Origin of the sequence: Andreprevotia lacus DSM 23236 (assembly GCF_900176275.1) — a bacterium.
In the GTDB taxonomy this organism is placed as follows: Bacteria; Pseudomonadota; Gammaproteobacteria; order Burkholderiales; family Chitinibacteraceae; genus Andreprevotia; species Andreprevotia lacus.
Genome location: NZ_FWXD01000001.1, coordinates 204942 through 218364 on the forward strand (window position 1 = coordinate 204942; position 13423 = coordinate 218364).

The 13423-nt window shown below is 63.0% G+C and carries 2 protein-coding genes; both read left to right on the forward strand.

All coding sequences use genetic code 11. The features are described from left to right. Positions 1-13: 13 nt before the first annotated feature. On the forward strand, positions 14-5314 hold the full coding sequence (locus tag B9A19_RS01140) for a carboxypeptidase regulatory-like domain-containing protein (RefSeq protein ID WP_084088692.1): 5301 nt from the start codon (positions 14-16) through the stop codon (positions 5312-5314). Between the two features lie 102 nt (positions 5315-5416). Further along, entirely contained in the window at positions 5417-13408 is a 7992-nt protein-coding gene (locus B9A19_RS01145) for an RHS repeat-associated core domain-containing protein (protein WP_084088693.1), read from the forward strand. Positions 13409-13423 lie beyond the last annotated feature (15 nt).

The window sequence follows — 13423 nt, forward strand, 5'->3', positions numbered from 1 at the left end:
TTACGGAATCTTCATGCGCACGATACAACGCCATCGCTGGGGCCTGTGGTCCATCGCCCTGACGTTCCTGCTGTTGTCCGGCTTGGCCGCCGGCCTGACGCTGTCCCCTGCGGTGCAAAAGGGGCTGGTCTGGCTGCAGGCCCAGGTGCAGAGCGACGGCAGCTTGCAGAACGAGGCAGGCTCGATTGCGCATGCACAGCAGCAGCGTGCCGAGATATTGGGCACCCTGCGCGTGCTGGCCACTCCGCCGGCAGGGCTGCAAGCGGCGGTAACCGGCGTCAGCCAGAGCAGTACCGAGCTGCTGGCGCGGCAGGCGATTGAAGCGCGCGCAGCCGGGCAAGATCTCAAGCCTTTGCTCAGTCTGCTGGCACAGCGCCGCAATGCCGATGCAGGCTATGGCGGTGACATTGGCTACACCAGCAACCCGCTGGATACCGCGTGGGCCTTGCTGGCGCTGGATACCGGCGATACCGGTGCACTCGATAGCGTGCAGTACCTGTTGCAGCAACAGCAGGCCAATGGCGCTTTCCAGGTGGGCGGTCGCGATGATCTCTACACCAGCGCCTATGCCTTGCAGGCGCTGGCACGCTTTGCCAGCCGCTTTGATTCGACCGCGCCGATTGCCAAGCTCAGCGCCTATCTGACCGCACAACAAGGCACGGATGGCAGCTGGGCTGGCTCGGCCTATCTCAGCGCCGTGGTGTATCAGGCGCTGCATGATTTCATTCCGCAAGAGCCGACGGCCAGCAATCTGGCCACCTTCTTCACGTTAAACCAGGGCGCCGAAGGCAGCTGGGGGCAAGACAGTTACGTGACGGCACTGGTGCTGCGTGCATTACAGCTCACCCAAGTGGTGCCGGCGCAGAACACGCAGAGCGCCATCAAGGGCAAGCTGGTTGACGCGCAAACCGGCGCACCGCTCAGCGGCGTCAGTGCCGTGCTGGCCGGCGCCGGCTCGGCGTCGATGAACAGCGATGGCGGCGGCAGCTTCCAGTTCACCGGGCTGCAAACGGGCAACTACACCATCACGCTGAGCCTGAATGGCTATAGCGGCATCAAGTACACCGTGTCGTTGCCAGCCAGCCATACCACCGACCTGGGCGTGATTCAGCTGGCCAAATCGCAAGCCGGCAATGGCTCCATACGCGGAGTGGTGACCGATGCGGCCAGCAAGGCGCCGCTGTCCGGCGTGGTGATCCAGGCTGCCGGCTTGGTAGCGATTACTGATGCCAGCGGCAGCTATCAGCTCGGCAATGTGCCAGTGGGTAGTGTGACGATCAGCGCCAGCAAGACCGGCTACTATGGCGAAAGCGGCTCGGCCGATCTGCCGGCCGGTGGCACGCTACAGTTTTCGCCCGCCATGACCGTATACGTGGTGCCGACCGGCGCGCCAACCCCGACGCCGGTCGTGGTGCCGCCGACCACGCCGCCGACGGTCATTCCGTCTACCCGCCCGGTGCCGACCGCAACGCCGACGCCGGTGACCTTGCCGACGCCAGGGCCGGTTGATCAGATCATGCCGGTGCCGCCGTTCAACAATGATCGCTGGAACCTGATTCGCGATTTCAGCACGACTGACAACCCGAACGGCCCTTGGCAGTTTGGCTGGAAGGATGATCTGACATCACCATTCCGGCTCTATACCGCGTTTGCAGTCACGCAAACCGGGCCGGCCTGGTATACCGGTATTACCCTGCCTGGCCAGCGCTCCGGCTATGAACCGAGTATCTGGAAAAACGCCACGCCCAATATGTATTACGGCATTTCGCCGGGCTGGACCAGCATCCATCCGGGTCCGCAGGCGCAACCGGCCACGGTGCGCTGGGTGGCGCCTGAAGATTTGCATGTCACCGCCACCGGCCTGTTTGGCGCGGGTGACCGTGCTGCGCTCGACTACCTGATCGAGCACAATGGCCAGAATCTCTTCAGGGTCTCGCAGAGCACTTTCAATGCCAGTTTCAACGTCACGCTGGATGTAAAAGCGGGCGATGTGCTTGATTTCATGGTGACCGGTGGTTTCGTGTGGGGCAACACGCCCATCGACATCCACATCAACGCCCCATACCCGGCGCCCACGCAGGCGCGCGGCACGGTGGTGGACGATGCTACTGGCCTGCCGATTGCCAATGCCGGCATCATCTTTACCGATGCCACCGGCGGCCAGTCGCTGCTGACCGACGCCAGCGGTGCCTTCGTGGTCAAGCCAGTCAAGGCCGATGCCAGCGGGCAGGTGCAGATCAAGGTACTGGCCGAAGGCTATGTGGGCGTCGAGCTGGGCGCTGCCCTCAACGGCAACGATACCGATGTCGGCACCATCCGCCTGCGCAAGGCGCAGAACGACCCCGGCACGCCGGATCTGGCCATCGGCATTAGTGCGCTGACCGACAAAACAGCTTATGGCGCCAATGCCAGCGCCATCCTGCAGGCGCAGGTCAGCAACCATGGTGGCAGTGATCAGGCGGTCAACGTGCGGTTGCTGCTGCAGACGGCCACCGGCCAGCCGGTTGCCGCATTCCCGATCCGCGTGGCCACGGCCGGGCAGGGCGGGGTGCTGTCGGTGCTGGCGCCGTGGAATACCGGCAGCACGCAACCGGGCACCTACAAGCTGATCGCCCAGTTGCTGACCAACAACGGCGCGATCTCGCAGCAGGCATCCACCACCTTCGACATCGTGGCCGATGCCGGCACGATCGGCGCGCTGGGCGGCCGCATCAGCACCGACAAGACCAGCTATGCCGCTACCGATGTGGTGCAGCTGACCGAGCGCGTGCAGAACCAGTCGGCCAACAGCGAATTTGACGCCCTGACCGTCACTACAGTCGTGACCAACCCGGACGGCAGCGTGCGCTTTACCCAGCAGCAACCGTTGTCGCTGCTGCTGGCCGGCCAGTTCCAGGACTACGGCTACAACGTGGGCCTGAGCAATGCCGTTGCAGGCACCTATACCGCAACGCTGACCGTGCAGGATGCCGGCGGTGCGGTGCTGGCACAGCAAAGTACCAGCTTCAACGTGTTGCCGTCGTCCAGCACCGGCAGCGGTGTGACCGGCACGCTGACTGTGGCCAGCCAGATCAATCAGGGCGAACAAGCGCTGTTCAGCCTGGGCGTCACCAATGCTGGCAACAGTGCGCTGAGCAACCTGCCGCTGACCGTGCGCGTGATCGACCCGGCCACAGGTACGCTGTACGCCACCTTGGCGCAGACCGCCAATGTGGCGGCCGGCCAGAGCATTGCACCGAGCGCCAGCTGGACGGCCAGCGCACCGGCCGGCAGCAAGCTGCTGGCGGTGCTGAGCGCCACCTTTGGCGGCAAGGACATCACCTTGGCGCAAGCGCCGTTCACCGTGGTGGTCCCGGCGATCAAGCTTGACGCTCAGGCGCAGCTCGACAACGGCAACCGCGTGCTGGTGTGGTACAGCTGCGGCAACACCTGGTGGGGTAGCAACAGCCCGTTGCTGGCCAATCAGCCTTGCTTCAACACCCGCAAGCAACAGCTGCAGAACCTGCTCAATGCCCAAGACGTGCGCTATCAGCTCACCGCCAGCGAGGCTGACTTCCAGCAGCAACTGCGTAGCGGCCTGTATAACCAGTACTGGCTGCTGGGCGAGATCGACCACGTCAAGAGCAGCACCTTGCTGGAGCTGCGCGAAATGGTGAACCGTGGCAACACGCTGGTGCTGGATGCCAATGCCCTGGCGCTGGGCAACAGCGATCTGGCCGCAGTGGCTGGCGCCAGCTTCGGTGGCGTGTTCAGCACGGCCAACCAGACCGTTACGCTCAAGAGTGGCTTGTTCCAGGCTGGCACCGTCGCGAGTAGCGGCCAACCGGCTTGCCTGATTGCCGGCAGCGGCCAGGTGCAAGCCACCCTGCCGGGCGGCACGCTCGCCAGCAACAGCGGCTGCCCGACCAGCGGCACGCGCCCGGCCATCGTCACCAATAACTACGGCAAGGGTCAATCCGTGCTGTTCGCCTATGACCTGCTCGACAGCCTCACTGCAGGCGGCACGGCCGGTAACGCTGCCTTTGCCACCGCGCAGGGTTCGCTGGTGAATGCATTGCCGCTGGCCTACCCGGTGGGCGATCTGGTGCCCGCCAAGATCAGCGTGGCCAACCAGGCGGCTGCTGTCACGCTGGATATCCTCAGCATGTGGGTCAACGGCAGCCAGCTGCTGTATAGCAGCCCGACCGCAACGGCCACCGCCAGCAATGCCGACTGGCGTGGTCTGGCGCTGCCGCAGGGCGCAACACAGCGCGTGCAGCTGGGCTTTACCGCCGCAGCACCGATCGGCCAGCAAGCCTTGAACACGGCGTTGTCCACGCAAGGCCAGAACGGCAGCTGGGTGAGCTACGGCAACCTGCCGCTGGTGTACCAGGTGACCGACCTCAACACCCTGCTGCTCAACGCCGGCAGCAGTCTGCAGGCACAAGCCGCCGGCAGCGGCGATGTGGCCAACCTCGGCACTGCCAAGGCCGATCTGGGTCGCGCCGATAGCGAGGCGCGCGCCGGCCAGTATTGCCCGGCACTGCTCGATACCTTGGGCAGCATCGAGGCACTGCGCAAGCTGGCCACGGATTACACCGCCAGCCGCCAGTCGCTGGACGAGCTGCTGCACGAGCTGATGCGCCGTGCCAATGGCTGCGGTGTGCCCGCGCTGATGGACAAGGCGGTGCTGACCCTGATGGACGATGGCGGCTTCAACGGCACCATGGTGGCCATCGATGCGCCGTATGGCGGCATGCTGAACAAGCTGCCCATCCTGGCCGGCGGCGTCGTCACCGCCACCAGCCTGGATGGCCAGATCAGCAGCGCGCCGTACAAGGCAGGCCAGCCGGCCACGCTGCATGGCGCACAAGCCATCGTGCAGGGCAATGCCAATGTCAGCGCCAATGGCGACCGCTTCTTCCTGGAATACTTTGGCTACACCAAGGACCAGATCAAGCAGAAGGCCTATCGCATCAACGGCAGCCAGTTTGCCAACGAAGCACTGGCCGGCAATCTGAACGGCGGCAAGGGCCACTTCGTGTGGGTGGACGGCGATGCGGTGGTCAACTACCCGCTGGGCAATATCGGCTTCAGCGCCGTCAACCAGCAGGGCGTGGTCATCATCGTCAACGGCAAGCTCACGCTCAATGCCGGTGCCACCTTCTACGGTGTGCTGTACGGCATCGGTGACAGCAACGGCAACTGGGCATTCAACAGTGGCGCGCCGGTGATGCTGAACGGCCTGATGGCAGTGGAAGGCAATCTGAATATGAATGCCTCGCTGCACCTGGTGGATGCGCCGGATTATTACAACGGGCTGCTACGCCCCTGAGCGGCGCAGCAGTACCAACCTTGATTGTGTAGTTGATTGTGCGGCGGTGGCCCCGGGGAGGGGCTGCTGTCTCCACTGATCCAGTATGGGTAGACCCTGAACATGCGTCGTATTGCGAGTGTTGTTGCAGCCAGTTTGTTGATGATGGGCCAGAGCGGCCACGCCGCCGAAGCGACCGGCTACGGTGAAACGCTGAACCGGCTGGATGACGCCATAGCTGCCAAGGCTGGCGAGCGCGGCACGGGGCAGGGCAAGTTGCAGCAACGCATCGATCAATTGCAGCAGCAATTGCAGCGCGCGGCCGAACGGCAAGAAGCCGCCTTTGCGGCAACCGAACAACTGCTGACCCAGCGCAAGCTGCCGGCCGAGCTGCTGGAGCGCCACCGCGCCGCCGTCGCGCAGTTCCGCGCCCAGCACGCCCAGTTTGCCGCCCGCCTGCAAGCGCTGCAGGCCAGCAAGGACGACGCCAGCCGCCGTGCCGGCCTGCAGGCGCTGCACGACGAACTGCGCCAGTGGCGCGGCCAGAGCGGCAGTAGCCGCACCGGCGACTGGGGCGCTTCGCAACCGCAACGCACCCCCGCCGAAAGCCCGGCTGCCTTCAAGCGCCAGCTCAGCCGCTTTGGCATTGCACCGCTGCGGCTGGCCGGTGCACTGCCGGCCGGCACCACCTTGCCCGACTTCCCCGCGCTGCCGGCCTTGCCCACCGTGGCCGACACCGCCGCCACCGACGAAGCCCCGCAAACCGCCGAGATCAAGGCACTGGCCGCCCAACTGGGCAACAACCCGGTACAGATTCACAACTGGGTACGCAACCAGATCGACTACGTACCCAGCTACGGCATCGTGCAGGGTGCAGCACAAACCCTGCGCGCCGGCCGCGGCAACGCCGCCGACACCGCCGCCCTGGAACTGGCGCTGCTGCGCGCCGCCGGCATTGCCGCCCGCTACACCTACGGCACCATCGAAGTACCCATCGCCCAGGCCCAGCGCTGGCTTAATGTGAACAGCAGCAGCGCCGTCATCACGCTGCTGCAGCAGGGCGGGGTGCCTTACCGCACGGTAGAGAGCGGCGGGCAAGTCAGCGCCATCCGCATGGAACACGTCTGGCTGCAAGCCTATGTGGACTACGTCCCCAGTCGTGGTGCCGTCAACCGCAAACCCAATACCTGGGTGCCGCTCGATGCCAGCTTCAAACCCATCGACAGCAAAGCCGGGCTAGACCTCAAGGCCTCGTTCGGCTTCAGCGGCCGCGCCGTCCTCGATGCCATGCAAGCTGGTGCCACCTGCACCGCCGAGCTGGCCGGCAAACTCAGTGCCACTGCACTGCAGGGCGCCTATGCCGACTTCGGCACTCGCCTGAACGCCTACGCCGCCCAGCTGGGCAGCGACGCCACCGTGCAAGACCTGCTCGGCCAGCGCAGCATCCACGCCGACACGCCGGCCATCCTGTATGGCACCTTGCCGTATACCACGGTGGCCGAAGCCGGCCGCTTCACCACCATGCCGGACACCCTCAAGTGGAACCTGCACCTGGCGCTATACAGCAACGCCGCCAACCGCGCCGCCGGCCAGCCGCTGTTCCGCCTGGATGCCCCGCTTGCCAGCAACGCTGGCCAGCGCATCAGCCTCGGCTTCGTGCCCGCCACCCAAGCCGACGCCGACGCCATTACCGCGCTGATGCCCACCACCGGCAACCCGGTCGACTACCCGGCCAGCCTGCCGGCCTACCTGATCAAGGTCAAAGCCGAACTGCGCGTGGACGGCCAACTGATGGCCAGCGGCGGCACCTTCACCCTGGGTGACAGCCTGCTGCTCGACACCGGTCTTGATGTCGCCGCCAGCGGCAGCCAACCGGCACAAACCCGCAGCCTGCGCGCCGGCGAAACCGTCGCCGTCGTCGTCGATGGTCAGGGACTGGGGCAGGGCGACCTCACCCAGCTGGCCCAACGCCGCGCCAGCCTGGGTACTGACCGCGCCAGCGGCAGCGCCGAACTGCTGCACCAGATCGGCCGCCTCTACTTTGCCAATGCCGATGCCCTCGGCCGCTACACCCAGCGCGCCGGCCAAACCGTTGCCTACCGCCTGCCCTCGCTCGCGCTGATTTCGCTGCAAGGCCAGGCCGACAGCGCCTATGGCGTGATCACGCAGCTGCGCTACAGCGGCATCGGCATTGATCTGCCCATCCAGTCGCTGCAAACCACCAGCCTGCAAGGCACGGCCGCCAATGACTTCCTGCGCCAGAGCTGGCTCAGCCACAGCGCGCTCACCACGCGCGTGCTGTCGCAAGTGCTCGGCACCCCCGATCAAGCCTACAGCGCCGTTTCGGTGCCCGGCCTGTTTGCGCTGGCCAATGCCAGCCAGAACGCCCACCTGTACACCAGTAGCAATATCGCCGGCCTGAGTAGCCTCGCGCTCGACAGCGCCAGCCAGGCCGACATCGTCGCCGCCGTGCAACAAGGCCGCCGCGTGCTCAGCACCGAAACCCTCGCCGGTGACACACTCTGGAAAGACAACGCCTACGTCAGCGAAGACCCGCTCACCCTCACCAGCAACTACACCCTCGCCGCCACCAGCAACCAATCCTTCTTTGCTGCCAGCGGCGGGCTGAGCTGGCTCGCCTGGGGCCGTGACAACGCCGTAGCGCCGCTGCTCAAAGCCAGACTCGACAAGGCTGCTGCGCTGCAAGCCCACCTGGCCGGTCTGCTGCCGGATCAGGACGGCACCCGCTGGAACGTGCACCCCGCCAAGGCAGAAGTTACCGGCGGCCTGTTTCTGTCCGGCCTGTCACAACAAGCCGGCAGCACCCCCTGCGACTGGCTCGCCCTGCAACTGGCCGGCCAACTCACCGCCGGCAGTGGCGACACCGGCACCGCCGGCGCCAACCACGCCCCGCTCATCCAGAGCCAGCCGGTCATTGCCGGCCAGGGCGGCCGCAGCTACCGCTATCAAGTGGTGGCCAGCGATGCCGACGGCGATACCCTCAGCTACCGTCTGATCAACGCCCCGGGTGGCATGGCCCTCTCGGCCGCCGGCCTGCTGGCCTGGGACAAAACCGTGGTCGGCAGCTACCCGGTTATCCTGCGCGTCGACGACGGCAAGACCTATGCCGAGCAAGCCTACACCCTCACCATCGGCGCCGACGCCCTGCCGCTCGACGTCGGCCTTGGCTTTGCACCGTCCATCCTCAACGTGGGCGAGCAAACCCTCATCACCGCCAGCACCACTGGCGGCAGCGGCAATGCCCAGCTCACCCTCACCATCAACGGTGCGCCGGTCACGCTGGACAGCAAGGGCCAACTGCAATGGCAAGCCCCGGCCTCGGGCGCGTATATTGTTGTCGCCACCGCCAAAGACGGCCAGGACACCATCAGCAAAACCAGCGTCATCAGCGTGCGTGACCCGGCCGGCATCGCCGCCCCGGTGGTCAACATTGCCAGCCCGACCGAAAGCAGCCTGATTACCGTCCCGACTGCCATCACCGGCACCGGCACCGTCACCGATAGCGCCCTGGCTTATTACCAGATCCTGCTCAAACCCAGCGACGCCCCGGACAGCGCCTGGCGTGAAATCGGCCGTGGCTACAGCCCGGTCAGCAACGGCAAGCTCGGCACGCTCGACCCGACCGGCCTGCCCAACGGCTGGTACAAACTCGGCGTGATCGGCTACGACGTCAACGGCCAGCAAACCAGCCAGGTCATCTCGGTGGAAATCGCCGGTGACGTCAAGATCGGCCAGTTCTCGCTCTCCTTCGTCGACCTCGACATCGACGCCCTCGGCATCCCGGTGCGCGTCACCCGCAGCTACGACACCCGCCGCAAGAGCGAAGCGCTCGACTTCGGCTACGGCTGGAGCGTCGACTACCAGAACATGCAAGTGCGCAGCAATGTCGTACTCGGCAAAGGCTGGACGCTGAGCAAGGCCACCGGCAGCCTGCAAATCTGCGCCAACCAGGACGGCCCGCACCGCATCAGCGTCAGCATCCCCGGCCTGCCGCTGCAGCGCTTCGATGCCAAACTCGAACAACCCTGCGGCCTGGTCCAACCGCCGCCGGTCAAGATCGTGCTTACCCCGCTGCCCGGCACCACCACGCAACTGGAAGTGATCACCGGCAACGTGCTGGCCCAAGGCAACCAGCTGACCGATATGGACAGCGAAAACCCCAACCTGCCGTGGAACCCCAGCGACTTCAAGCTCACCACCCAAGACGGCCTGATCTACACCCTGCGCAGCGGCGTCGGCATCATGCGGGTGACCGACCCCTACGGCAACACGCTGGACTACACCACCAATGGCCTGATCCACAGCACCGGCCTCAAGATCGCCTTCGACCGCGACAGCCAGGGCCGCATCAGCGCCATCACCGACCCGGCCGGTAAACGCATCACCTACGGCTACAACGCCAGCGGTGATCTCACCAGCGTGACTGATCAGCTCAAGCAGATCACCAAACTCAGCTACAACCGCAGCCACGGCCTGGTCGACTACACCGACCCGCGCGGCATCCGCGCCGTACGCTACGAATACGACGACAACGGCCGGCTGATTGCCACCATCGACGCCAACGGCCAGCGCACCGAAGCCACGCACGACGACGCCAACCAGAAAGAAGTCATCACTGATCGCCGTGGCTACACCACCACCTATGTGTACGACGCCAACGGCAACGTCACCAGCAAGACCGATGCGCTGGGATACACCACCCTCTACACCTACGACGCGCTGGGCAATGAAGCGACGGTGACGGACCCGCTGGGGCACATCACCAGGAAGGACTACGACCCCATCACCCGTGCGGTGACGAAGTACACGGATGCGAACGGGTACGTTACCCAATACGTGCCGGATGAGAAGGGGAATATCAAGGAGAGTACCGATCCGCTGGGGCGCAAGAGCACGACCAAGTGGTTTGCTGGGGTACCAGTTATCGTTACTAAGTCTGATGGACGCGTAGCCACTTTGGGCTACGGCGCCGATGGCAGCTTGCGCAGTTTGGGCTTGCCTGGCCAAACCTTGCGCTATGACTACAATGGCCTCGGCCAAAAAACGGCCGAATATGATGCAGCCAGCATCAAGACCGAAATCACACTTGATACTAACGGCAAGGAAACTGGTCGCCGTACTTATGCCAAGGACGGCACAACCGTGTTGGCCAACAGCACGACCGATCTCGATGATGCTGGTCGCATCATTAAAAGCACTGATCCGCTCAACCGTAGCACCTCGTATAGCTATAACAGCGCGAACAAGGTGGTACAGGAAACCGATCCGGCGGGCCGTATAAAGCGCTATGAGTACGATGCCCTTGCTCGTCTGACCAAGACCACTTACCCGGACGGCACGAGCGATCTGCAAAGCTATGACGTGCTTGGTAACGTGATCAGCAGGACCGACCGTGCCGGTCGTGTAACGCGGATGGACTATGACGCGCTCAACCGTTTGAGCACCACCACCTACCCGGACGGCAGTACCGAACAACAGCACTACGACGCGGCCGGTCGTCTGAGCGACACGGTTGACCGCAACGGCAAGGCCACGACCTACGAGTATGACCCGGCTGGTAACCAGACTGCGCTGATCGACCCGCTCGGCCGCCGCTTCGAGACCACCTACGATGCCGTGGGCCGCCGCAAGACCAGCAAAGACCCGGACGGCCGCATCACCACCTACGAGTACAACGACGCCGACCAACTGATCAAAACCATCTACCCGGATCAATCCTTCAGCAAGACTGATTGGCGCCCGGATAGCTTGAAGAACAGCGACACCGACGCCAAGGGCAACGTCACCAACTACGGCTACGACGCTGCACTGCACCTGAACCAGGTCACGCAAACCGACGCCAGCGGCCAGCTGCTCACCCAGTACGGCTACGACGAACTCGGCCGCAAGACCAGCCAGACCGATGCCCGGCAACACACCACCACCTGGGGCTACGACGCCGCCGGCCAGCTCAAGCGCCGCACCCTGCCGGATGGCCAGTTTGAAAGCTGGGAGTACGACAACCTCGGCCGTCAGATCACCCATACCGACTTCAACGGCAAAACCACCACCTGGACCTATGACAACGCCGACCGCATTGCCAGCCGGCTGGATGGGGATAACAAAGCCAGCTTCTACAGCTACACCGCCAGCGGCCAACTGGCCAGCGTGAAAGATGCGCGGGGCGAAACCCGCTGGCAGTACGACGCCAGCGACCGCCCCACCCAGCAAAGCAACCCGGACGGCAGCACGCTGAGCTGGAGCTACGACAACGCTGGTCAGATCGCCACGCGCAGCACCGCAGCCGGCACCGTGCGCTACAGCTATGATGCCAACGGCAAATTAACCAGCATCACCGCACCGGATGGCAGCACCACCACGCAAGGCTGGGACAACAACGGCCTGCTGAGCAGTATCACCCGCCCCAACGGCACCAAGACCGTTTACATGCGGGACGTGAACGGCCGCCTCACCCAGATCGTGCACCAGAAGGGCACTACAGTGCTGGGCGGCACCACCTATCAACTGGACGTTGACGGCAAACGCCTCGGCCGCAACGACTATGACCAGCAAAGCACACTCGGCAACGACGGCAAGCTGGCCAACCCGGCGCGCAGCATCGGTTACCAGTACGACAGCCTGAACCGCCTGACCCAGGAAAAAGTCAGCGACCTGCGCACCCCAAGCCGCAATCGCACCACCGACTACACCTACGACGCCGTTGGCAACCGTAAGACGCAAACGCTGACCACCACCGGGGGCACCACCAGCAAAGCGTACGACTACGATGAACGTGACCGCCTGAAAACGATCACCACCAACGGTACCAGCGTTACCACCTACAGCTGGGACAACAACGGCAACCTGCTACAAAAGACCGCGCTGGGCAGTGTGACCAAATATGGCTGGGATGCAAGAAACCGGCTCACCCAAGTCCAGCAGGGCAAAGATGCACAGCACCTGACCACGATTGCTGCCTACCAGTACGATGACAATGGCAATCGGGTTTCGAAAACGGATAAGGATGGCAAGACCACCAGTTACCTGATTGATGAGTTGTTTGCCTATGCGCAGGCGGTTCAGGAAACCTGCAACGGCCAGAGCACCAACTATGTGTATGGTGATCAGCTCCTGCAACAAAGCAAGGCAGGGCAGAGCAGCTACTATGAAGCGGATGGGTTGGGCAGCACGCAGCAACTGACCGATGCCAGCGGCAGCGTCACGGCAGAGTACGAGTACAGTGCCTTTGGTGAACCGCAGACACTGGCAACGCAAAGCAGTGGCTACCTATATACCGGCGAGTATCGGGATCAAGATACAGGGCTCCAGTACAACCGGGCGCGTTGGTACGATGCGGATGTCGGACGTTTTTTAAGTCAAGACTCATTTGATGGGCATGAACGATTACCGATTACGTTAAATAAATATAATTATGGAAATGCAAACTCAGTAAACTTTGTAGATCCTAGTGGTTTTGACGCCGGAGGGCTCCCCGGCATAATGACGACCATGGGAACTAATGAAGAGTTACGTGCTGCACAGCTTAATTATCAGATGGTGGTTGCGCAAACCTTTGCCAAATTGGAGATGGTTGTTTTGTTGACATCTGTGGGATTTACAGCTGTTGATCAAGCGGTTCAAACAAGGCTAAAGGATTGCATTGAAGCTACACGAGCAGGAAAGAATTTGTGCAAATCTGATTGGTATGTTTTTAATGTGGGCTACAATCATAAAGATGTAGCAGCCCATGTCGCATATGCGATTTCGTCGAATCAATCGCCAAGTTGGCTTTCCCGTAGGGATCCAGCTCCAGAAGATCGTCCTTGGATTAGGCCATATATCGGTGGTTTGGATAAACCTTGCCAAAAATATGCTGGGGATTGTGATGAGTATCCGTTTAATGCCTCCTTGGAAGGGTGGACGAAAGGGATAACTGGTCAAATTGGTGAAGGGGGGATATCTCTTCGTACGGTCCCATCTTTTGAAAATCGTAGTGCCGGTTCTTATTTAAGATGGTGGTATAGTGACTGCTCTGTCCCTGCTAATAATCCTGGGAAAAAATACAAAGTGACCACTATTATAGGTTTGCCAACGGGCGGGTTGTGTAAGCGCTAATGGAGTTATAATGAC

Coding starts and splice junctions, on each gene's coding strand:
- B9A19_RS01140 (WP_084088692.1), top strand. CDS start 14: ATGCGCACGATACAACGCCATCGCTGGGGCCTGTGGTCCATCGCCCTG.
- B9A19_RS01145 (WP_084088693.1), top strand. CDS start 5,417: ATGCGTCGTATTGCGAGTGTTGTTGCAGCCAGTTTGTTGATGATGGGC.